Source organism: Streptomyces sp. NPDC029044, assembly GCF_040637495.1.
Lineage (GTDB): Bacteria > Actinomycetota > Actinomycetes > Streptomycetales > Streptomycetaceae > Streptomyces.
Map to the genome: position 1 here is coordinate 1 of NZ_JBEZWN010000079.1, position 21,466 is coordinate 21,466.

Below are 21,466 nucleotides of genomic sequence, written 5' to 3' on the forward strand. Positions count from 1 at the left end.
GGGCCGGGGACCGGGCCGGGGACCGGGCCGGGGACCGGGCCGGGGACCGGGCCGGGGACCGGGCCGGGGACCGGGCCGGGGACCGGGCCGGGGACGGGGTGAACCCCAGATCTCAGGAGGCCCGCGGCACCCCGGAGGACCCGCGCACCATCAACTCGCCCCGCACCGACGCGATCCCCCCGGGCGGTGCCTCCTCGCGGCCCATGGCGATCCGTCCGGCCCGGGCCCCCGCCTCCGCCAGCGGCAGGCGCACCGTGGTCAGCGACGGCACCGCGTCGATGCTGAAGGGCAGGTCGTCGAAGCCCGCCACCGACACGTCCTCCGGGATCCGCAGACCCGAGTCCCGCAGCGCGGCGCACGCCCCCAGCGCGACGGAGTCGTTCGCCGCGACGACCGCCGTCAGCGACGGATCACGCCGCAGCAGCTCCAGCGTCGCCTCGTAGCCGGACCGCCGGTCGTAGCGCCCGTGCACCGTCCATCGGGGGTCCTCCTCGATCCCGTGCGCGGCCAGCGCCGCCCGGTGCCCTTCCAGCCGGTGCCGCGTGGTCGTCCGCTCCTCGGGGCCCGCGATGTAGCCGAGCCGCCGGTGCCCGAGGCCGATGAGGTGCTCGGTCAGCTCCTGCCCGCCGCCGCGGTTGTCGAAGGTCAGCGCGATGGCCCCGGTGTCCGGCGCCGGCGGCCGCCCGCACAGCACGACCCGCGTCCCGGCCTCCGCCAGCTTCCGCACCTTCGCGTCCATGGCCGCCTGGTGCGCCGCGTCCTCGATCGCCCCGCCGGTCAGCACCACGGCCGCGGCCCGCTGCCGCTGAAGCAGCGTGAGGTAGGTCAGCTCCCGTTCGGGTGAGCCGCCCGTGTTGCAGACCACCGCGAGTCTCTCCCCGCCCGCACGGCCGCCCGGCCCGCCGATCTCGGCCTGGATCGCGCTCGCCATGATCCCGAAGAACGGGTCGGCGATGTCGTTCACCAGGATCCCCACCAGGTCGGAGGTGGCGGCGGCCAGCGCGCTCGCGGGCCCGTTGAGCACGTAGTCCAGCTCGTCCACGGCCTTCAGCACCCGCTCGCGGGTGGAGGCCGCCACGGGGTAGTTGCCGTTCAGCACGCGCGACACCGTCGCGGGTGAGACCTGTGCGCGGGCCGCCACGTCCGCCAGGGTCACCGTCATCTCGTCGTCCTCCGGTCGCGCATCTCGTCTGGTCCTCGCCCTCGTACACACCTGGACCACCGGCTGTGGTTCCGCGTGGATCAGCAGGTCGGCCGCCCCTGCCCCGACGAACCCATGGCCAAGGTTCCGAGCAGACCTTAAGCCCCCGACCCCCCGTTGTTCGCCCCCTCGAACAACTCGTCCTGGTCACGGTCTTGTCCGGACCGCGGTTCAGAGGCTAGCTTCTCCGTAGATAGAAAGCGCTTGCTGCAACGTTCACCAGTTCCTGGACGGCTCACCGGGCCGCCTGTGATGGGTGGGGCGTACGCGGCGCCGCGACCGCGTACGAAGGGAACGACGTTGACACGCAAGACGGTGCGAATCGCCATGAACGGCGTGACCGGGCGCATGGGCTACCGCCAGCACCTGGTCCGCTCCATCCTCGCCCTCCGCGAGCAGGGCGGCCTCGACCTCGGCGACGGCACGGTGCTGTGGCCCGAGCCCATCCTGGTCGGCCGCCGTGAGCACGCGCTGAGGGCGATGGCCGAGCAGCACGGGCTGGAGCACGTCTCGACGGACCTGGACGCGGTCCTCGCCGACGAGACGGTGGACATCTACTTCGACGCGCAGGTCACCTCCGCCCGCGAGGAGGCCCTGAAGAAGGCCATCGCGGCCGGCAAGCACATCTACACCGAGAAGCCGACCGCCACCGGCCTCGACGGCGCCCTGGACCTCGCCCGGCTGGCGAACGAGGCCGGCATCAAGCACGGCGTCGTCCAGGACAAGCTGTTCCTCCCGGGACTGCTGAAGCTGAAGCGCCTGATCGACGGCGGCTTCTTCGGCCGGATCCTGTCCGTGCGCGGCGAGTTCGGCTACTGGGTCTTCGAGGGCGACTGGCAGACCGCCCAGCGCCCCTCCTGGAACTACCGGGCCGAGGACGGTGGCGGCATCGTCGTCGACATGTTCCCGCACTGGGAGTACGTGCTGCACGAGCTGTTCGGCCGGGTGAAGTCCGTCCAGGCGCTCACCGCCACGCACATCCCGCAGCGCTGGGACGAGAACGACAAGCCCTACGACGCGACGGCCGACGACGCCGCGTACGGCGTCTTCGAACTGGAAGGCGGCGCGATCGCCCAGATCAACTCCTCCTGGGCCGTCCGCGTCAACCGCGACGAACTGGTGGAGTTCCAGGTGGACGGCACCGAGGGCTCCGCGGTCGCGGGCCTGCGCAACTGCCGCGTCCAGCACCGCAGCGCCACCCCCAAGCCGGTGTGGAACCCGGACATCCCCGCCACGGAGGTCTTCCGCGACCAGTGGCAGGAGGTCCCGGACAACACCGAGTTCGACAACGGCTTCAAGGCCCAGTGGGAGCTGTTCCTGCGGCACGTCTACGCCGACGCCCCCTACCACTGGGACCTGCTGGCCGGTGCCCGTGGCGTCCAGCTCGCCGAGCTGGGCCTGAAGTCCTCGGCGGAGGGCCGCCGCCTCGACGTGCCGGAGATCTCCCTGTGACCATCCGACTTCCCGGCGCCGGCGGGACGTTGCGGACCTACGAGCCCCGCACCGAGCCCCTGGCCGTGACCCCCGGCACGCCCTTCACCTCCCGTACGGTCTTCTCGGCGGCGCACGTCGTCGCCGACCCCTTCGCGGACGTCTCCCCCGACTCGCCCGCCGCGGTCGACTGGGACGCCACCCTCGCCTTCCGCCGCCACCTGTGGTCGCACGGTCTCGGCGTCGCCGAGGCCATGGACACCGCCCAGCGCGGCATGGGTCTGGACTGGGCGGGCGCGGCGGAGCTGATCCGCCGGTCGGCGGCCGAGGCCAAGTCGGTCGGCGGACGCATCGCCTGCGGTGTGGGCACCGACCAGATCGCCTCCGGCTCGCTCGCCGAGGTCCGCGCGGCCTACGAGGAGCAGCTGGCCCTCGTCGAGGAGTCCGGCGCGCAGGCCATCCTGATGGCGTCCCGGGCGCTCGCGGCGGCGGCCTCCGGCCCGGAGGACTACCTGGAGGTCTACGGTCACCTGCTGCGCCAGGCCGCCGAGCCGGTGGTCCTGCACTGGCTCGGCCCGATGTTCGACCCGGCCCTGGAGGGTTACTGGGGGTCGGCGGACCTGGACGCGGCGACGGACACGTTCCTGGACGTGATCGCCGCCCACCCGGACAAGGTCGACGGCATCAAGGTCTCCCTGCTGGACGCACAGCGCGAGATCGACATCCGCCGCCGGCTCCCGAAGGGCGTGCGCTGCTACACGGGCGACGACTTCAACTACCCGGAGCTGATCGCGGGCGACGAGCAGGGCTTCAGCCACGCGCTGCTCGGCATCTTCGACCCGCTGGGCCCGCTGGCGGCTCAGGCGGTCCGGGCCCTGGACACGGGCGACACACAGGGCTTCCGCGAGCTGCTCGACCCCACGGTCGGGCTCTCCCGGCACCTGTTCCAGACCCCGACCCGCTTCTACAAGACGGGTGTGGTCTTCCTGGCCTGGCTGGCGGGCCACCAGTCGCACTTCACGATGGTCGGCGGCCTCCAGTCGGCCCGCTCGCTGCCGCACTTCGCGACGGCGTACGAACTGGCCGACGGACTGGGGCTGTTCCCCGACCCGAAGCTGGCGGAAGAGCGGATGAAGACACTGCTGAGCGTGTACGGGGTGAACCAGTGAGCGGGTCCCTGGAACGCTTCTCCGTCAACCAGATGACGGTGAAGCAGCTGTCGCTGCCGGAACTGGCCGACGGCTGCGCCCGGCTGGGCATCCGCAACGTGGGGCTCTGGCGCGAGCCGGTGCAGGCGTTCGGCCTGGAGGCCACGGCCAAGCTGGTGCGCGACGCCGGGCTGACGGTGACGACCCTGTGCCGGGGCGGGTTCTTCACCGCGCTCGACCCGCAGGAGCGCGCGGATGCCCTGGCCGACAACCGCCGCGCGATCGACGAGGCGGCGACGCTGGGCACGGACACGCTGGTCCTGGTCTCGGGCGGTCTCCCCGCGGGCTCCAAGGACCTGCACGGCGCCCGCGAACGCATCGCCGACGCCCTGTCGGAGCTGGGCCCCTACGCGGAGCGGCACGGTGTCCGCCTGGCCATCGAGCCGCTGCACCCGATGTACGCCGCGGACCGCTGTGTGGTGTCGACCCTGGCCCAGGCCCTGGACCTCGCCGAACGCTTCCCGGCGCATCAGGTCGGTGTGACGGTCGACACGTACCACATCTGGTGGGACGACACCGCCCCCGCGCAGATCGCCCGGGCGGGTGCGGGCGGCCGTATCCACACCTTCCAGCTCGCCGACTGGACGACTCCCCTCCCCGAGGGCGTCCTCACCGGCCGTGGTCAGATCGGCGACGGGTCGATCGACATGCGGGAGTGGCAGGACCACGTGGAGGCGGCCGGCTACACCGGTGCCATCGAGGTGGAGCTGTTCAACGACGGTCTGTGGGCGCGGGACGGCCAGGAGGTCCTGGCCGAGACGGCGCGGAGGTTCACCGAGCACACCCGCTGACCCGGCTCGGCGCCAGACCGCTGCCCCGCCCCGACCCGCCGGCCACGGGCGGGGCAGCGGCATGTACGGGCCCGCGCGGGGCGGAACGGAGCGGCGAGTGCAGGGCACCACGCAACCGGATCATGGCGGGTACGGAGGCCGGCGCACCCGGGGGAAAGGGTGCGGGCGCAGGGCCCCGCTCAGGCGCGGAGCAGGGGTGGATGCGGGGGCACGCGCACCCGCGGAGAGGCGGACGCCGGGGACACGCCCACCCGCGGAGAGGCGGACGCCGGGGGGGCACGCCCACCCGCGGAGAGGCGGACGCCGGGGGCACGCCCACCCGCGGAGAGGGGTGGCGCGTGTCCGGGCGGTCCCCCGGCCGTTCCGGATGCACCCGTCCCCCGGGCGTGACACGCATTTCCCAAGGACTCGGCCGGTCGCAGTGCTCTCTCTTCCCTCGCATCCTGATTCGGAGAGCAGCCATGGCTGACTTCCGCGTGAACACCACCACATCCGGCGACCAGCTCCAGCCCGCCGTCGACGGCTTGTTCGGCACGCAGTTCCTGGAGCTGTGGTCGGACGACAGCGACTTCGTCATCAAGGGACAGTTCCTGGGGGACGACGGCGACAAGCTCGGGAGCGAGTTCGCGGTCAGTACCCAGCCGGCGGACGGGCCCGGGGTGCGGCCGCTGTGGCCGTCCGTGCTGTCCGCCGGGATCAGCGGCCAGTTCGCCGTATGGCTGGAGACGCCGTTCGGCATGCCCGGCCCCAACCCGTCCGTGAAGCTCCAGCGGTTCACCGAGGGCCGGAAGGCCGGTCCGGAGACGCTCGTCACGGCCGACGCGGATCCGAAGGTCCGGCCGTGCCTGGCGTTCATGATCGACGGTGGTGTGCTGGTCACCTGGGCGAGCCGGCGGCCCGACCAGCGCATCCGCGCGCGGCGGTTCCGTTCGGACGGCAGCCCGGCGACACCGGAGTTCACGGTCAGCACCACCGAGGGCTTCCACGAGAAGCCCGCGGCCTCGATCCTCACCAACGGCAACGTGGTCGTCGCCTGGTCGACCGATCCCTCATCGATCGGCGGCGGCCGGCTCACCCTGCGGTTCTTCGACTTCGAGGGCAATGCCCTGGGCGGGGAGATCCAGCCGAACGTCGGCGGTTTCACCGGGGTCAACGCGATCACCCTGCTCGACAGCGGACGGTTCGTCGTCGCGCACATCGAGCGCATCCAGCCCAGCGACCTGGGCAAACCGCAGACCACGGTCGCGGCGAGCATCTTCCAGCCCGACGGTACCGAGACCTTCGACATCACGGCCGGCAACCCCCGGGGTTTCACCCGGAGTTCCCCGGCCCTGTCCCGGCTGCCCGGCGGGCGCTTCCTGATGGCGTGGGTCGAGGAGAGCGCGGACACCCACGACACCGTGCCGACGGTGATGGCCAAGGTCTGCTCGGAGAGCCAGGGTTCACTCGGCGACCCGGTGCGGGTCAGCACGGCCGACCCCGCGACACGGTCCCACACCTGCACGGCGACGGCCTTCGGCAACGGCCCGGAGAGCGCGATCGTCACCTGGGCCGACGACAGCCACCTCGACGGCGACACGGGCTTCGGCGTGCGGGCCCGCACGTTCCACGTCAGCCCGCCGGGGATCCTGGTCGAGGCGTCCTAGGGACGGGGGCGCACGGCAGCGCGGGAGCTCAGTTCGAGCGCGGCCGGCCGTCCCGGATCCAGGTCACCGCCACCAGGGCCGCGGTGACGTACATCAGGACGCTGAAGGTGGCCACGGACTCGACGTACTGCTCGTACCCGTTTGCTCGCAACTGGAGCGCAAGGGCACCCAGTGCGGTGCCCAGCACCGCGGTGGCTGCGGACATGGCGACGAACGGGGCCTTCGTCATGCGTTTTCCTCCGAGTCAGGGACGACTGGTCGATGTCGAGACTACCTCGGACGCGAGGCCGCTGTCGTGTGCGTCTGCAATGAAACGCCGTCCGCCGGGCGGGAGTTGACCGGCCGGGGCAGCGGACGGGACAGGGACGTCAGCCCCACCCCGCCCACCAGCAGCGCCGCAGCGCACCACCGCAGCGGGCTCACCGGCTCACCGAGGAGCAGGAACGCCGACGACATGCCGAAGACGGGGACCAGCAGGGAGAACGGCGCCACCGTGGAGGCGGGGTGGTGGCGCAGGAGGAAGCCCCAGGCGCCGAAGCCGAACACCGTGGTGATCCAGGCGACGTAGAGGACCGTGCCCGCGCCCTGCCAGTCCAGCGCGCGCAGGGCCGCCAGGTCGCGCGAGGGCCCCTCGGTGAGCAGGGAGAGGGCCAGCAGGGGCAGGACCGGGACCGTGCTGACCCAGACCATGAAGTTCAGGGCGTCGGGCGGAGCGGCCTTGCGCGTGAGGACGTTCGAGGCGCCCCAGCACGCCGCCGCGCCGACGACCAGGGCGAAGGCGCCGAGCGGGCCGGAGGCGCCCTCGTCCACGGCCGCCACGGCGATGCCGGCCAGGGCGATCAGCATGCCCAGCAGGCGGATGCGGGACGGCCGTTCACCCAGCGTCAGGGTCGCGATCGCCGCCGTGAACACCGCCTGGATCTGTAGGACCAGGGAGGACAGGCCGGCCGGCATGCCCGCGTCCATGCCGACGAAGAGCAGGCCGAACTTGGCGACGCCCAGGACCAGGCCGACCGCCACGATCCACTTCCACGCCACCTTCGGGCGGCCCACGAGGAACACCGCCGGGAGCGCCGCCGCCAGGAAACGCAGGGCGGAGAAGAGCAGGGGCGGGAAGTGGTCCAGGCCGATCTCGATGACCGTGAAGTTGACGCCCCAGACGGCGGCGACCAGGACGGCGAGGGCGAGGTGTGACGGGCGCATGCGGTGAGCATCGCGCCCCGCGACCATGAAGCACCAGCGATGATTGCTGCATGGTTGGATGAAGCATCGCTGAGCAAAAGCATCGCCGAGCACACCCCTGAGCGACCCGTTCAGCGGGCTGAGCGCAACCCTGAGCAATCCGCTCAGCAGAAAGGAGCACGCCGTGCTCGATCTCCAGCGGCTGCGCGCCCTGCACGCCGTCTCCGTGCACGGCACGGTCGGCGCCGCCGCGCTCGCGCTCGGGTTCACGCCCTCCGCGGTGTCCCAGCAGATCGCCAAGCTGGAGCGGGAGACCCGGACCGTGCTGCTGGAGCGGGAGGGACGGGGCGTGCGGCTCACCGACGAGGCCAAACAACTGGTGGTGGCGGCACAGGAGTTGCTGGCCATCGTGGAGCGCGCCGAGACCGAACTGGAGGAGCGGCGGGGGCGGCCGGCGGGGCGGCTGACCGTCGCCGCGTTCCCGTCGGCGGCGCGCGGACTGATGCCGGGTGTGCTGGCCGAGCTGGGCCGCAGGCATCCCGCTCTGGACGCCCGGCTCTCCGAGGTCGATCCGCATCTGTCGGTCGACCTGGTGGCGAAGGGCGCCGTCGACCTCGCCGTGGCGCACGACTGGGACATCGCGCCGCTGCCCGCCCCGCCGGGTCTGGAGCAGGCGGTCATCGGGGACGACCTGTGCGATCTGCTCGTCCCCGAGGGGCATCCCTTCGCCGGGCGGGCCGCCGTGCGGCGGGAGGAGCTGGGCGGCGAGCGGTGGATCTGCCAGCCGCCGGGGCGGGTCTGTCACGACTGGCTGCTGCGGACGCTGCGCACGGCCGGGCACGAGCCGGACATCGTCCACCAGGCCGACGAGAACCCCACCCTCGTGGCCCTGGTCGCGGCCGGGCTCGGGGTCGCGCTCATCCCGCGGCTGGGGCGCGGGCCGCTGCCCGCCGGGGTGGTGGCCGTGGCGCTCGATCCGATGCCGGTGCGGCGGCTGTACGCGCTGTGGCGGACGGGGGCGGCGCGACGTCCGGCCATCGCGGAAACCGTACGGGTGCTCGACGAGCTGTGGCCAAAAGTGGCGGCTCATCCGCCTCGCTGATCCCCTGGTTCTCCTCTGTACCGACTTGCGGAAATCCGGGCCGGGTCGGGAACCCGGACCGGACCGTCCCCGTCCAATCGCAGGCCACCGGAGAGTCACCACGGTGCGGTGTCGGCCCTCGCCACTGGCTGCGATCGCTGACCACCCTCTCCGCCGTACCGCGGCCGGCGGCATCCGCCGCCATCGGCGCGTCCCCCTCCAACCGCGCCGGTGGCGGCCCCTTCGCGGTTACCGTGCATTCCCTTGACTGGCAGAAACTTCCTGGATATTGGTGACTTCTTGGAAGTTTCCTTCAGCGGATCCGCATCGGATCACCTCCGGAAGGAGCGCACGTGCACGACACCGGCACGGGAAGCACGGGAAACACCGCTCAGCCCTCCAGACGCACTCTCCTCGCCTCCACGGCCGGCGTCACCGCCGCCCTCGCGGCCGCCGGGCCCGCGCGCGCCGCCGCCCCGGACGACAGCCGGCTGCGCGCCCTCGTCTCCCGCATGACGCTGCCGGAGAAGGTCGGCCAGCTCTTCGTGATGCGGGTCTACGGCCACTCCGCCACCGCCCCCGACCAGGCCGACGTCGACGCCAACCTCAAGGAGATCGGGGTCCGTACGGCCGCCGAGCTGGTGGCGAAGTACCGGGTCGGCGGCATCATCTACTTCGCCTGGGCGCACAACACCCGCGAGCCGCACCAGATCGCGGACCTGTCCAACGGCATCCAGAAGGCGTCCCTCGAACTGCCGCGCGGGCTGCCGGTGCTCATCTCCACCGACCAGGAGCACGGGATCGTCGCCCGGGTGGGCGAGCCCGCCACGCTCTTCCCGGGCGCCATGGCCGTCGGCGCGGGCGGTTCGCGCTCCGACGCGCGCGCCCTCGGCCGGATCGCGGGCGCCGAGCTGAGGGCGATGGGGATCCGGCAGGACTACTCCCCCGTGGCCGACGTGAACGTCAACCCGGCCAACCCGGTCATCGGCGTACGGTCCTTCGGTGCCGATCCGCGGGCCGTGTCCGCGCTGGTGGCCGCCGAGGTCGCCGGGTACCAGGGGTCGGGCGTCGCCGCGACCGCCAAGCACTTCCCCGGGCACGGCGACACCAACGTCGACAGCCACACCGGCTTCCCCACCATCACGCACAGCCGGGAGCTGTGGGAGCGGCTGGACGCCCCGCCGTTCCGGGCCGCGATCGCCGCGGGCATCGACTCGATCATGACGGCCCATCTGATGGTCCCGGCCCTCGACGACTCCGGCGACCCGGCCACCCTCTCCCGCCCGGTCATCACCGGCATCCTGCGCGAACGCCTCGGCTTCGACGGGGTCGTGGTCACCGACTCCCTGGGCATGGAGGGCGTCCGCACCAAGTACGGCGACGACCGGGTGCCGGTGCTCGCGCTGAAGGCGGGCGTGGACCAGCTCCTCAACCCGCCCGACCTGGACCTCGCCTGGAACGCCGTCCTGACCGCCGTGCGCGAGGGCGAGCTGACCGAGGCCCGGCTCGACGAATCGATCCTGCGGGTGCTGCGGCTGAAGTCGAAGCTGGGGCTGTTCCGTTCGCCGTACGTCAGCCAGGCCGGTGTGGACCGGACCGTGGGGACCCGGGCGCATCGGGCGGCGGCCGGCCGGATCGCCGAGCGGACGACCACGCTGCTCGTCAACGAGGGGCGGGTGCTGCCCCTGTCACGGCGCCGGTACCCCAGGGTGCTGGTGGTCGGCGCGGATCCGGCCTCGCCGTCGGGCACGACGGGGCCGCCCACGGGCGTGCTCGCCGGCGCGCTGGGAGACGTGGGCTTCACCGCCACCGCCCTGTCCACCGGCACCGCGCCCTCCGCGGCGACCATCGCGAAGGCGGTCGCGGCGGCGCGGGACGCCGACGCGGTGGTCGTGGCCACGTACAACGTCACGGCGGGCAGCGGCCAGAAGGCGCTGGTGGAGCAGCTCGTGGCGGCCGGGAGACCGGTCGTGGCGGTGGCGGTCCGCAACCCGTACGACGTGGCCCAGCTGCCGTCCGTGCCGGCCTGCCTGGCCGCCTACTCCTGGACCGACGTCGAACTGCGGGCCGCCGCACGGGTGATCGCCGGGCGGGTGAAGCCGCGCGGGAGGCTGCCGGTGGCGGTGCAACGGGCGGATGATCCGGAGCAGGTGCTGTACCCCATCGGCTACGGGCTGTCGTACTAGACGTACGCCAGGGCTCGGGCGCACCACCCCCAACGTGCGCAAACCGCCCCATGTGCCTGGCGTGCGCCCGCGACCGCGGGTCACGCTGGGCGAGCACACTCGGGGGGTCGGCGATGCGTGGGAGAAGTTCCGTGGGGGTGGTCTGTGGACTGGTGGCGCTGCTCGGCACGCTGCTGACCGGCTGCCAGAGCCCGTCGGGCGGCGTGGCGGAGGACGGCCGGCTGGGCGATCCCGCGACCGGCAGGACCGGGCGGACCGCCACGGCGTCACCGGTGCCGACCCGGCCCTCCGGATACGGGGCGGTGTTCCTCGCGGTCGGCGAGTGCAGTTCGTTCGGCACGACGAGCTTCACCGAGGTGCCGTGCGCCGGTGAGCGGGCGGCGGCCCGGGTGGTGGCACGGCACGACGGCACCGTGCGGGACGGGCCGCGCTGCCCGGCGACCACCGACTTCGTGCTGCACATCAGCGAGCAGCGCCCCGCGTCCGACGAGGACGGCGACGGGACGGTCCCGCAGGGCTACGCGTGCATGCGCAATCTCCAGCCGCCGCACCCTGGCGACCCGGGCGGCGGGGGCGGGCCCCGCACGATCGTCGGCGACTGCGTCTACGGATCCGGCGACGGGCAGGTCCGCGAGACGGCCTGCGACGGCGAGGGCGAGCGCAAGCCGCAGTACAAGGTGACCCGGGCGGTCACCGAGCGCTCCGACTGCCCCGGCCCGACCGCCCTGTACGTCCGGCTGGGCGGGAAACGGCCGGTGGGGTGCGCCCGGGCGTTGTGAGGTGAGGGGGCGTGGGCCGGCACCCGCGTCACCCCAGGAGCCTGTTGCGCGGGAGTCTTCGCCGGGCCTCGGCCATCTGGTCGCGGACGTGCTGCGGGGGCAGGTCGGCCGCCAGCCGGGCCAGTTCCTCGAAGGTGGACAGGTAGGTTCCCGTGCTGCCCTCGCCCCGCAACTCCCTCTCCCGCTCCACGAACGGCCGGACGGCCTTCCAGACCGAGACGATCCGCGTGCGCAGGACCGTCACCAGCAGCGTCTGGTCGAGCAGGCCGAAGACGGCGAGGTTGGCGAACGACTGGTAGTAGTAAACGACGCTGCAGAAGGCCGCCTTGGCCTCCGGCGGCAACCCCCGTACTCCGTCCTCCGGATCGTGCTCGGCCCCCAGGCGGGTGCACACGTAGTCGTGCTGTTCGTGGAACTCGGCGGACCGGAACTCCCGGAGCAGGTCGATCAGCACCGATATGTGGTTGGCGTGCTTCGCGATGCGGGCCTGCCGTGTGCTGAACACGATGGAGGTCACCACGGCGACGACGGCGATGGCCGTGGTCACGACGTTGAAGACGACAGAACTGTCCATCAGGTCACCGTACGGAGCATTCACCGCCCGCGCAGGGACATGCGAACCGCCCCTCGGCCAGGAGGCCGAGGGGCGGTCGTGTCCGGCTCGCGGGCGGTTACGGACGCAGCGTCATCTCACGCTGGACGTCCCGCTTGTCGAGCTTGGCGTCGAACTTCGCCAGCGGCTTGGCGGCCTTCGGGTCCGCCTGCACCGAACCGGGGGCGACACCGGCCCAGTCGAGGATGCGGGCGGTGGCGAGGGCCTTCTGCTCGGGCACGAGGCCCGCGACGTTGGCACCGTGGTTCATGCCGGGGGCGGTGAAGACGTAGGAGTCCTTCGCGCCCTTGCCGACGCGGAACGGCTCCGCGCTCCACGGGTCGTTCTGTCCGTTGACGAACAGCATGTGGCGGGCGTTGTGCCGGACCCAGGTGTCGATGTCCCGCATCGCCTGCGGCTGGAACCTCATGGGGATGTCCCGGGGGACGAAGTTCCGCGGCGGCTGGTAGCCGTAGCGGATGTACTGCTTCTCGATGTGCGGGAACCGGATGGTCGGCGCGCCGAGCTGGGTGCCGGCCTGGTAGTAGTACGGCGTGTAGTTCGACAGGCCCTGGTCGGCGTAGGCGGAGAAGCCGGCGATGGTGTCGACGGACTCCCAGATCTGGTCGTCGGTGGCGTTCTTGGCGTCGGCCGGGATCTGGTCGCAGTCGGACAGCAGGCTGTACTGCCAGAAGCCCCACACGTAGTCGAGGACGGTCGCCTCGTAGGCCTTGTCCAGGCTGCCGATGGTGGTGAAGGTGAGGCCGTTGTCCTGCGCGAAGGCCGCGTACTTCTTCTCCAGCGGTTCGCGGCGCACGAGCGCCTCGCGCTGCACGCCGTTCAGCCGGTCGCGGCACTCCTTGGTGCCGACGCGGGCGAAGAAGCGGTCGTAGGCCGAGTCCTCCTTGTTGACCACGTCGTTGGGGGCGACGTAGGCGACGACGCCGTCCATGTCCCGCGGGTAGAAGCGCTCGTAGTAGGTGGCCGTCATGCCGCCCTTGGAGCCGCCCGTGGAGATCCACTTCTTGCCGTAGATGCCCTTCAGGGCCTTGAAGACGCGGTGCTGGTCGCTGGCGGCCTGCCAGATGTCCAGCTTGGTCCAGTCGGCCGGGGCGGGCCGGGACGGGGTGAAGAAGCGGTACTCCAGGGAGACCTGGTTGCCGTCCACGATCTGGGTCGGCTCGCTGCGGCGGGGCGTCGTGGAGACGTTGTAGCCGCTGGTGAAGAACACCGTCGGGCGCGCCACGTCCTTGTGCAGCACGGTGATGCGCTGCTGGAACGTGCCCTTGGACGGCTTGCGGTGGTCGACCGGCTGCGTGTAGTTCAGGACGAAGAAGCGGTAGCCGGTGTACGGCTTCTCCTCGATCAGGCTCATGCCCGGTATGGAGAGCAGCCTCTCCTTGATGTCGGTGGTGCCGGCGGCGTCGGCGGCGGTGGCCGCTCCCGCCGTGCCCAGTGTGCCTATGAGCACCGTGAGCGCCAGCAGCCATCTGAGCGCCTTGCGCATGCGCACTCCCCTGTGAGACAGATGTGCGCCGGAAGCTAGCGGACCAACTCACCGGAGCACCAGGGGACATAGGGAAAACCCTGTGCGCTGGGGCGTGTTACGGGGGGCGCGGCGTCAGCAGAGGATCCAGCCGGAGCTGAACTTGCCCCGGCCGACCTGGCCCTTGAGCCAGACGCAGCGGCGCCCGGCGTGCACGATCACCGGGCCCGCGTGATGGGCGTACTGGCCCGCGTCGACGACCGGCCGGTTGCCGCGCGCCTGCACGCTCACCGACATCTTGCGCTTCACCCCGGGCTTCTTGGTGAGGGTCACGGCACACACGTAACCGCCTCGCTTGTAGACGAGCACGGTGCCGGTGGCGAACGGCAGGGTGCGGACCTTGCGGCCGGGACAGTACGCGGAGGCGGCCTGCGCCTCCCCCGGCGCGGCGACGGCGAGCAGCCCGGAGGCGGTCAGCACGGCCAGTCCGAGCGCGAACCGCCGGCGTATCGCTCCACTGTGCACTGTCGTCCTCCCGTACCGCGTCGTCCGCGACCATCGGCGTACGCCAGTACGGACGCATGACGTATGTCGGATGGTTGCACGAGCGTTACGAAAGCGCCGCAGGGCGGCCCCGTCAGCGGGACGCGCCGACCGGCTCCTCGGGCTCGGCGGCGCCGATGAACGTCCGCCACAGTTGCGCGTACCGGCCGCCGCGGGCGAGCAGCTCCTCGTGCGTGCCGTCCTCGGCGACCCGGCCGTGGTCCATGACGACGACCCGGTCGGCGCGGGCGGCGGTGGTGAGGCGGTGGGCGACGACGAGGGTCGTGCGGCGGCCTGCCAGGCGGTCGGTGGCCTGGTTGACCTGGGCCTCGGTGGCCAGGTCCAGGGCGGCCGTCGCCTCGTCGAGCAGCAGGACGTCCGGGTCGACCAGCTCGGCGCGGGCCAGCGCGATCAGCTGCCGCTGCCCGGCGGAGAGGTTGCGGCCCCGCTCGGCGACCTCGTGGAGGTAGCCGCCCTCCAGCGTGGCGATCATGTCGTGCGCGCCGACCGCCCGGGCCGCCGCCTCCACCTCGGCGTCGGTGGCGTCGGGGCGGCCGTAGGCGATGGCGTCGCGGACGGTGCCCTGGAAGAGGTACGCCTCCTGCGGGACGACCCCGAGACGGTGCCGGTACGAGGTGAGGTCCAGGTCCCGCAGATCGCTGCCGTCGACGGTGACCCGGCCGCCGGTCGGGTCGTAGAAGCGGGCCACCAGCTTGACGAGGGTCGACTTGCCCGCGCCGGTCTCGCCGACGAAGGCGACGGTCTGCCCTGCCGGGATGCGCAGGTCGACGCCGCCCAGGGCCGCCTCGCCCTCGCCGGCGGCGCCGTATGCGAAGTGCACGTCCTCGAAGGCGATGTCACCGCGCAGCGACAGCACCTCCACGGGCCGGTCGGCGGACTTCGTCGACGTCGGCTCGCGCAGCAGCTCCTGGATGCGGCCGAGCGACACGGTCGCCTGCTGGTAGCCGTCGAAGACCTGGGAGAGCTGCTGCACGGGCGCGAAGAACAGGTCGATGTACAGCAGGTAGGCCACCAGCGAGCCGATGGCCAGCGTTCCGGCGTCGACCCGGGCGCCGCCCACGATCAGCACGGCCGCGGCGGCCACCGACGACAGGAACTGCACGAACGGGAAGTACACCGAGATCAGCCACTGGCCCCGGATGCGCGCCTCGCGGTAGTCGGCGCTGCGTCCGGCGAACCGCCGCTCGCCGTCCCGCTCACGCCGGAACGCCTGCACGATCCGCAGCCCGGACACCGACTCCTGGAGGTCGGCGTTGACCACCGAGACGCGCTCGCGGGCCAGCTCGTAGGCCTTCACGCTCGCGCGGCGGAAGAAGAACGTGGCGATGATCAGCGGCGGCAGCGTCGCGAAGACGACCAGCGCCAGCTGCACGTCGATGACCAGCAGGGCGACCATGATGCCGAAGAAGGTGACGACCGAGACGAAGGCCGTGACCAGGCCCGTCTGGAGGAACGTCGACAGCGCGTCGACGTCGGTCGTCATCCGGGTCATGATGCGCCCGGTCAGCTCGCGCTCGTAGTAGTCCAGCCCGAGGCGCTGGAGCTGGGAGAAGATCTTCAGCCGGAGCGAGTACAGCACCCGCTCGCCGGTGCGCCCGGTCATCCGGGTCTCACCGATCTGGGCCGCCCACTGCACCACCACCGTCAGCAGCCCCAGCAGGGCCGCCGCCCATACCGCGCCGAGTGCGGCCTGGGTGACGCCGGAGTCGATGCCGTGCCGGATCAGCACGGGCAGCAGCAGGCCCATGCCCGCGTCGGTGGCGACCAGGGCGAGGCTGACCAGCAGCGGCAGACCGAAGCCGCGCAGCAGCCGGCGCAGGCCGTAGGACGCCTCGGGGCGGACCGCCTTCGACTCGTCGATGTCCGGGACGTCGGTCGCCGGGGGCAGCGCCTCGACCTGGGCGAGCAGCTCGGGGGTCGCGGGGCTCTCGGCGAGGGCGGTGTCCTTGCGCTCGCGGTCGCCGGTCCACAGCCGTGGGGTGACCCCGCGCTCGGCGTCGAACTCGGCGTCCAGTTCGTCACGGACGGAGGTGTCCTCCCGTGGACAGGCCGGCTGGATGTGCCCCGGGGAGACCGCGCCCAGCTCGTCCGGGTCGGTGAGCAGGCGCCGGTACAGGGCGGACCGCTCCTGGAGCTCCTCGTGGGTGCCGAGGTCGGCGAGGCGGCCGCCGTCCAGGACGGCGATGCGGTCGGCGAGGTTCAGGGTGGAGCGGCGGTGGGCGATCAGCAGGGTCGTACGGCCCCGCATGACCCCCTTCAGCGCCTCGTGGATCTCGTGCTCCACCCGGGCGTCCACAGCTGAGGTGGCGTCGTCCAGGACCAGCAGGCGCGGGTCGCTGAGGATGGCGCGGGCGAGGGCGACGCGCTGGCGCTGGCCGCCGGAGAGGGTGAGGCCGTGCTCGCCGACGGTGGTGTCGTAGCCCTCGGGGAGCTCCGCGATGAAGCGGTCCGCCTGGGCGGCACGGGCGGCCTTCTCGATCTCCTCCTGGGTGGCGTCGGGGCGGCCGTAGGCGATGTTGTTGCGGACGGTGTCGGAGAAGAGGAACGAGTCCTCGGGGACGAGGCCGATCGCGGCGCGCAGCGACTCGGTGGTCAGCTCGCGCACGTCGTGGCCCCCGACCAGGACGGCCCCACGGGTGACGTCGTAGAAGCGCGGCAGGAGCAGGGAGACGGTGGACTTGCCGGAGCCGGAGGAGCCGACGACGGCGAGGGTCTCGCCGGGGCGGATCTCGAAGGACAGCCCGTCGAGGACGCTGCCGGCCGTGCCGGGGGTGTCGGCGTAGCCGAAGGAGACGTCGTCGAACTCGACCGTCGCGGGGGCGTCGGCGGGCAGGTCCTTGTGGCCGTCCTCGATCGACGGCTCGGTGTCGATCAGCTCCAGGACGCGCTCGGTGCCGGCCCGGGCCTGCTGGCCGACGGTGAGGACCATGGCGAGCATGCGGACCGGGCCGACCAGCTGGGCGAGGTAGGTGGAGAAGGCGACGAACGTGCCGAGCGTGATGTGTCCGCGCACGGCCAGCCAGCCGCCGAGGGCCAGCATCGCGACCTGGCCGAGCGCGGGGACGGCCTGGAGGGCCGGGGTGTAGACGGAGTTCAGGCGGATGGTGCGCAGGCGGCCCGCGAACAGCCGCCGGCCGACCTCCCGGAGCTTGCCGGTCTCCTGCTCCTCCTGCCCGAAGCCCTTCACCACGCGGACGCCGCTGACGGCGCCGTCGACCACGCCCGCCACGGCGGCGGCCTGGGCCTGGGCGTACCAGGTGGAGGGGTGCAGCCGGGTGCGGCTGCGCTTGGCGATCCACCAGATGGCGGGCGCCACCGCCAGCGCGACCAGGGTCAGCGGCACGGACAGCCAGGCCATGATCACCAGGGAGATCAGGAAGAGCATGAAGTTCCCGATGGTCATCGGGAGCATGAAGAGCAGGCCCTGGATCAGCTGGAGGTCGCTGGTGGCGCGGCCGACGACCTGGCCGGTGGACAGCTCGTCCTGCCGGCGGCCGTCGAGCCGGGTGATCGTGCCGTACATCTCCGTCCGCAGGTCGTGCTGGACGTCGAGGGCGAGGCGGCCGCCGTAGTAGCGGCGCACGTACGTGAGGACGTAGACGACCAGCGCGGCGGCGATGAGGAGACCGGCCCAGGTGGTCATGTCCCTGGTGTGGTCGGTGATGACGTCGTCGATGATCACCTTGGTGATCAGCGGGACGAGGGCCATGACGGCCATGCCGGCCAGGGACGAGCCGAGGGCGAGTACGACGTCCTTCGGGTGGCGCCACGCATAGGCCCACAGTCGCCGTGCCCATCCCCGTTTCGGTGTCACACCGGTGCCTTCCGTCCGTCCTGAGCTGCCGGAAGGCATCAACGCGCGACCCGCCCGATTTCATCCCGCGGCGCCGCGCTCCCGACCAGAGAACGAGGAACACCCGACCGGGGACCTAGGACCCGGCTGGGGTCTGCCGTCATGGTGCTCATCCTCACCCGGGTGTCGCGGCGGCCCGGCTTCGCGCGCACCGAGACCGTGCCGGCCCTGCTCACCGGGGTCCGGGTGCCGCTGCCGGGCTGGGAGATGTGATCACGCCTGCGGGCGGTCAGACCCGTACGCGCAGGTCGTCCGGGACGGGCAGGCGGTCGAGGATCCTGCCGGTGCGGGAGTAGCGGCGTACCGACGGCTCGGTCTCGGAGGCGACGAGGTACGTGCCGTCGCCGTCCACGACCAGCCCCTCGGAGTCGAGCGCGGGGCCGGCGGCGGTCAGGCACGTGGCCGCCTCCAGGCCTGCCGTGAGGAGGGCGGGCTGGGTTCTCAGGGGCATGGGCGTCACCGTAGAGCGGGCCGGTGACGCCGGGAGGACGGCAAGGTGAAGGTCGGCCGTTCCGGTGAGCCGGCCACGTGGGCAGCTACTTGCCCCGCCTTGTGGTCGTTTGCCCGGTTATGGAAAACATCCTTCCCCCCGCGCTCTACACCATCCTCGCCGTCGTCAGGAGGCTCCTGGACCTTCTCGGCTAGCCTCGCCCGTTCAACTCGCCGCCAGATCCTTGTGGATGACCTTGGCCACGGCCTGGATGGTGGCGATGCCGTAGTTCATCGTGCTGTTGCCGTGGGACAGCACGGTCATCACGTAGTCGTGGCCGCCGCCCTTGAACGCGCCGACGCTGTGCACCCGCCAGCCGTTCGTGGAGCGCTGTAGCCAGCCGTTCTTGACGGCCACGGTGACGCCCGAGGGCACTCCGTACGGGGTGCCCCAGCGCTGGGACGAGACGACCTGGCCCATCAGCTTCAGGATGTAGGCCCGGGAGTTGTCGCTGAGGACCGCGTTCTTGGCGGTGAGGAGCTTCAGCAGCTTCTGCTCGTCGTTGACGGTGATCTGCGTCAGGCCCCAGTAGCCGTTCGCGCCGGGCTTGGTCTGGGTCATGCCGGCGGCCTTGAGGAAGTTCTTGATCTTCGTCATGCCGAGCTGCTTCCACAGCGTGGAGGTCGCCGCGTTGTCCGACTTGGTGATCACCGCCTTGGCGAGGGTGTTCTCGCGGTCGGTGAGGTACCGGTTCGACTTCTTGGCGTCCCACAGCAGCGTGGCGAGGACGGTCACCTTGACGATGCTGGCCGAGTCGTAGGCGGAGCTCGCCCGCAGGGTGCAGGTCGTGTTGGTGCTGCGGTCGTAGAGGCCGACGGCGACCGTGCCCTTGCGGGTGGCCAGCGCGGCGGTGATGTCCTTCTTCAGCTTGGCGGCGAGCCCCGCCTTGGCGGAGGTGCAGGTCACGGCCGGAGCGGCGGCGGAGGCGGGCGTGGCGGTGGCGACGAGCGGCACGAGGACGCCCGCACCCACGGCCGCCGCCAGCACTCTCGCGCGGCGGGATATCCCAGAAGTCATGCACCCCATGACTCCCGGACGGGTGCGAATGGTTGTAGGCATGGCGAAGACTTGTGCGAGTCGTTACCGGAGCCTGCCCCGTTTCACAGGCGGCGGCCGGCTCCGGCACAGCGGCCTCCCACCACGCTTGCCCACCATGCTCGGGTGACCTCAGCCACCGAAACCCCGCTCCGCACCGCCGGGCCCCCGCCGGTTCCGCCGAAGAGCACCGCCCCCGCGCCGCGTTGGCCCCTCCTACGTCCAGCTCGGTGGCGGCGCAGGCGGCCGCCCCGGCGGCGGCTCCACCCTCAGCTCCGAGGTCACGGTGTGGGTGCGCAAGCACGGCACGGCGGTGGAGGAGAGCCACTACAGCAGCCGTACGAGGACGGACTCCGGCAACGGCTCCGAATCCTCAGCGCAGTCCGGCCAGTCCGCCGTCTACCGTCCGGACGCGTCCGACGTCAGCCGACCCGGCCCCACCGCACACGGCGAACGGCCCCGACCCCTCGGTCCGGGGCCGTTCCCGCGTCCCCGATCATGGACACCGGTGTCCGGCGGTCGAGTGAAGGGAAGCACAACGGTGGGCTACTGCCTGGAGATGAGCACCGGCGACATGAGAACGGTGGTGCGGCTGCTCACGGCGGTGGAGCGGACCGAGCAGCAAGAGCGCACGCTCGCCCGGGTGCGCACGGAGTGCGAGCGGACCGACGCCCGTTTCCAGGAGCAGGGCATCGACCTCGACGTCTCCATCAGCAGGGCCCTGGACGAGCTGATCGACGGCACCCCGAGCACCGACCTCTGCCCCTCCTACAGCTACGCCTTCTACCAGGCCGTCGCGGCACACTTCTCCGATCCCACCGACCTCGGCGCCTGGCGCCGCCCGGCGTGGTTCTACGCCATGGACGACGAACTGGCCCGGTACGGCGTGCCGTCCGATCTGCTCCCGGGCACCTTCCTGTTCAGCGGTCCGCCGCTGCGGCTGCCCCACCCCGGGGACGCGGTGCCCGCGATCGGCACCCTGCCGGCCCAGCGGGCCTCCGCTCTGGCCGATGCCTACGGGTCCGTACTCGGCCGCCTGGATCCCGAATTCGGCGACGCGGCCCGGCGGTTCGCCGAGGTCATGCGGTTCGAGGCGGAGGAGTGGGAGAGCGCCCGGAAGCTCGGGAGGAATCCGGACACGCTGCTCTTCTGGTTCCACTGACCCCTGCCGGAACTCTTGACGCCGCCTTTCCCACCGGGATACTTGCGGTCGACAGCGCGCCAACTGCCGTGTCATACAAGGGCTTTGTGTGGACGGCGGCGCCGCTTGTACGAGATCCCGAACGTCGTGCGAAGTTTCGCAAGTTTCGTGACGACCACCCCCACCGGAGGATCCGCATGAGCCCACGCACAGCACTCGTCGCCGCCCTGGCCGCCGCCCTGCTGGCCGGACCCGGTGTCGCCCGGGCCGCCACCCCCCAGGCACCGCCCGCCCCGGCCCGGGAACGCGCCGCGGCGGCCACCATCACCTGGTCCCTCGTCCGCGCGAGCAACCCCACCGCGGACCAGCGCTCGGCCTACGACCAGATCACCAAGGCCATGAACGCGGCGGTGACCCGCTACAACAACCTCAGCGACCTGGGCAAGACCATCACGGTCCGCTACGAGCCCGGCGTCCCCACCGCCGACGGCAACATCAACGGCACGATCCGCTTCGGCAGCAACCGCAGCTACATGAACGAGCGGACGGCATTGCACGAGATCGCCCACACCATCGGCGTGGGGACGAGCTCGGGCTGGTCCCGCCTGGGCGGCAGCGGCACCTGGACCGGCGGCCAGGCCACCGCGCTGGTCAAGCAGTACGACGGCTCGGGCGCCAAGATCTCCACCGGCGGCGGCCACTTCTGGCCCTACGGCCTGAACTACGACAGCGAGTGGTCGGGCACGGCCGCCGACCGCCACGTCCACATCGTCGCCGCGATGGTCCGCGACGGTCTCTGA

The 21,466-nt window shown here is 72.0% G+C and carries 17 protein-coding genes and 1 pseudogene; 9 read left to right on the forward strand and 9 right to left on the reverse strand.

Annotated elements, in window-relative coordinates:
* Nucleotides 1–112: 112 nt before the first annotated feature.
* Nucleotides 113–1,162, reverse strand: coding sequence for a LacI family DNA-binding transcriptional regulator (locus AB0E85_RS35335; protein ID WP_161369391.1), 1,050 nt, complete (start codon nucleotides 1,160–1,162; stop codon nucleotides 113–115).
* A 339-nt stretch (nucleotides 1,163–1,501) separates the two neighbouring features.
* Here AB0E85_RS35335 and AB0E85_RS35340 point away from each other — a divergent pair, with 339 nt between their 5' ends.
* The 4 genes from AB0E85_RS35340 (at nucleotide 1,502) to AB0E85_RS35355 (ending at nucleotide 6,277) form a co-directional block, all read left to right on the forward strand.
* Entirely contained in the window at nucleotides 1,502–2,653 is a 1,152-nt protein-coding gene (locus AB0E85_RS35340; RefSeq protein ID WP_361936231.1) for a Gfo/Idh/MocA family oxidoreductase, read from the forward strand.
* Entirely contained in the window at nucleotides 2,650–3,801 is a 1,152-nt protein-coding gene (locus AB0E85_RS35345) for a dihydrodipicolinate synthase family protein (RefSeq protein ID WP_361936234.1), read from the forward strand. Before AB0E85_RS35340 ends, AB0E85_RS35345 begins: the two co-directional genes overlap by 4 nt.
* A gap of 32 nt (nucleotides 3,802–3,833) precedes the next feature.
* The gene (locus AB0E85_RS35350; RefSeq protein ID WP_361936288.1) at nucleotides 3,834–4,631 is read left to right on the forward strand and encodes a sugar phosphate isomerase/epimerase family protein; all 798 of its coding nucleotides are present in this window, start codon (nucleotides 3,834–3,836) and stop codon (nucleotides 4,629–4,631) included.
* Nucleotides 4,632–5,092: 461 nt separating this feature from the next.
* Nucleotides 5,093–6,277 (forward strand): hypothetical protein, encoded by a 1,185-nt coding sequence (locus AB0E85_RS35355; protein WP_361936237.1) that lies wholly within the window; start codon nucleotides 5,093–5,095, stop codon nucleotides 6,275–6,277.
* A gap of 28 nt (nucleotides 6,278–6,305) precedes the next feature.
* Here the strand turns inward: AB0E85_RS35355 and AB0E85_RS35360 are convergent, their stop codons facing one another.
* Nucleotides 6,306–6,506, reverse strand: a complete 201-nt coding sequence (locus AB0E85_RS35360; RefSeq protein WP_361936239.1) for an SCO3870 family protein — start codon at nucleotides 6,504–6,506, stop codon at nucleotides 6,306–6,308.
* 41 nt (nucleotides 6,507–6,547) lie between these two features.
* Nucleotides 6,548–7,480: an EamA family transporter gene (locus AB0E85_RS35365; protein ID WP_361936241.1), complete on the reverse strand. Its 933-nt coding sequence runs from the start codon at nucleotides 7,478–7,480 to the stop codon at nucleotides 6,548–6,550.
* 163 nt (nucleotides 7,481–7,643) lie between these two features.
* Between AB0E85_RS35365 and AB0E85_RS35370 the strand changes: the two genes are divergently transcribed.
* The 3 genes from AB0E85_RS35370 (at nucleotide 7,644) to AB0E85_RS35380 (ending at nucleotide 11,505) form a co-directional block, all read left to right on the forward strand.
* Nucleotides 7,644–8,561 (forward strand): LysR family transcriptional regulator, encoded by a 918-nt coding sequence (locus AB0E85_RS35370; protein WP_361936244.1) that lies wholly within the window; start codon nucleotides 7,644–7,646, stop codon nucleotides 8,559–8,561.
* Between the two features lie 332 nt (nucleotides 8,562–8,893).
* Nucleotides 8,894–10,726 carry a glycoside hydrolase family 3 protein gene (locus AB0E85_RS35375; RefSeq protein WP_361936246.1) on the forward strand — a complete coding sequence of 611 codons (1,833 nt, stop codon included), beginning with the start codon at nucleotides 8,894–8,896 and terminating at the stop codon, nucleotides 10,724–10,726.
* Between the two features lie 113 nt (nucleotides 10,727–10,839).
* Nucleotides 10,840–11,505: a hypothetical protein gene (locus tag AB0E85_RS35380; RefSeq protein WP_361936248.1), complete on the forward strand. Its 666-nt coding sequence runs from the start codon at nucleotides 10,840–10,842 to the stop codon at nucleotides 11,503–11,505.
* Between the two features lie 28 nt (nucleotides 11,506–11,533).
* Here the strand turns inward: AB0E85_RS35380 and AB0E85_RS35385 are convergent, their stop codons facing one another.
* From AB0E85_RS35385 to AB0E85_RS35410, 6 genes and pseudogenes are all read right to left on the reverse strand, one after another.
* Complete coding sequence (locus AB0E85_RS35385) at nucleotides 11,534–12,079, reverse strand: hypothetical protein (RefSeq protein ID WP_361936251.1); 546 nt, start codon at nucleotides 12,077–12,079, stop codon at nucleotides 11,534–11,536.
* 97 nt (nucleotides 12,080–12,176) lie between these two features.
* Nucleotides 12,177–13,604: a S28 family serine protease gene (locus AB0E85_RS35390; RefSeq protein ID WP_361936254.1), complete on the reverse strand. Its 1,428-nt coding sequence runs from the start codon at nucleotides 13,602–13,604 to the stop codon at nucleotides 12,177–12,179.
* Nucleotides 13,605–13,718: 114 nt separating this feature from the next.
* Nucleotides 13,719–14,108 carry a hypothetical protein gene (locus AB0E85_RS35395; RefSeq protein WP_361936257.1) on the reverse strand — a complete coding sequence of 130 codons (390 nt, stop codon included), beginning with the start codon at nucleotides 14,106–14,108 and terminating at the stop codon, nucleotides 13,719–13,721.
* Between the two features lie 112 nt (nucleotides 14,109–14,220).
* Nucleotides 14,221–17,961, reverse strand: coding sequence for an ABC transporter ATP-binding protein (locus AB0E85_RS35400; RefSeq protein ID WP_361936260.1), 3,741 nt, complete (start codon nucleotides 17,959–17,961; stop codon nucleotides 14,221–14,223).
* A gap of 280 nt (nucleotides 17,962–18,241) precedes the next feature.
* Nucleotides 18,242–18,382 (reverse strand): annotated as a pseudogene (locus tag AB0E85_RS35405) (esterase-like activity of phytase family protein); the annotation flags it as partial.
* A gap of 273 nt (nucleotides 18,383–18,655) precedes the next feature.
* Nucleotides 18,656–19,507 (reverse strand): serine hydrolase, encoded by an 852-nt coding sequence (locus AB0E85_RS35410; protein WP_361936263.1) that lies wholly within the window; start codon nucleotides 19,505–19,507, stop codon nucleotides 18,656–18,658.
* 541 nt (nucleotides 19,508–20,048) lie between these two features.
* Here AB0E85_RS35410 and AB0E85_RS35415 point away from each other — a divergent pair.
* The gene (locus AB0E85_RS35415) at nucleotides 20,049–20,687 is read left to right on the forward strand and encodes a hypothetical protein (protein WP_361936266.1); all 639 of its coding nucleotides are present in this window, start codon (nucleotides 20,049–20,051) and stop codon (nucleotides 20,685–20,687) included.
* Between the two features lie 176 nt (nucleotides 20,688–20,863).
* A complete protein-coding gene (locus tag AB0E85_RS35420; protein ID WP_361936269.1) occupies nucleotides 20,864–21,466 on the forward strand; it encodes a hypothetical protein in 603 nt (200 codons plus the stop codon).

Excerpts from the sequence above, each read along its gene's own strand:
- AB0E85_RS35335 (WP_161369391.1), bottom strand. The coding sequence starts at position 1,162 with ATGACGGTGACCCTGGCGGACGTGGCGGCCCGCGCACAGGTCTCACCC.
- AB0E85_RS35350 (WP_361936288.1), top strand. The coding sequence starts at position 3,834 with ATGACGGTGAAGCAGCTGTCGCTGCCGGAACTGGCCGACGGCTGCGCC.
- AB0E85_RS35355 (WP_361936237.1), top strand. The coding sequence starts at position 5,093 with ATGGCTGACTTCCGCGTGAACACCACCACATCCGGCGACCAGCTCCAG.
- AB0E85_RS35360 (WP_361936239.1), bottom strand. The coding sequence starts at position 6,506 with ATGACGAAGGCCCCGTTCGTCGCCATGTCCGCAGCCACCGCGGTGCTG.
- AB0E85_RS35365 (WP_361936241.1), bottom strand. The coding sequence starts at position 7,480 with ATGCGCCCGTCACACCTCGCCCTCGCCGTCCTGGTCGCCGCCGTCTGG.
- AB0E85_RS35380 (WP_361936248.1), top strand. The coding sequence starts at position 10,840 with ATGCGTGGGAGAAGTTCCGTGGGGGTGGTCTGTGGACTGGTGGCGCTG.
- AB0E85_RS35385 (WP_361936251.1), bottom strand. The coding sequence starts at position 12,079 with ATGGACAGTTCTGTCGTCTTCAACGTCGTGACCACGGCCATCGCCGTC.
- AB0E85_RS35390 (WP_361936254.1), bottom strand. The coding sequence starts at position 13,604 with ATGCGCAAGGCGCTCAGATGGCTGCTGGCGCTCACGGTGCTCATAGGC.
- AB0E85_RS35410 (WP_361936263.1), bottom strand. The coding sequence starts at position 19,507 with ATGACTTCTGGGATATCCCGCCGCGCGAGAGTGCTGGCGGCGGCCGTG.
- AB0E85_RS35420 (WP_361936269.1), top strand. The coding sequence starts at position 20,864 with ATGAGCCCACGCACAGCACTCGTCGCCGCCCTGGCCGCCGCCCTGCTG.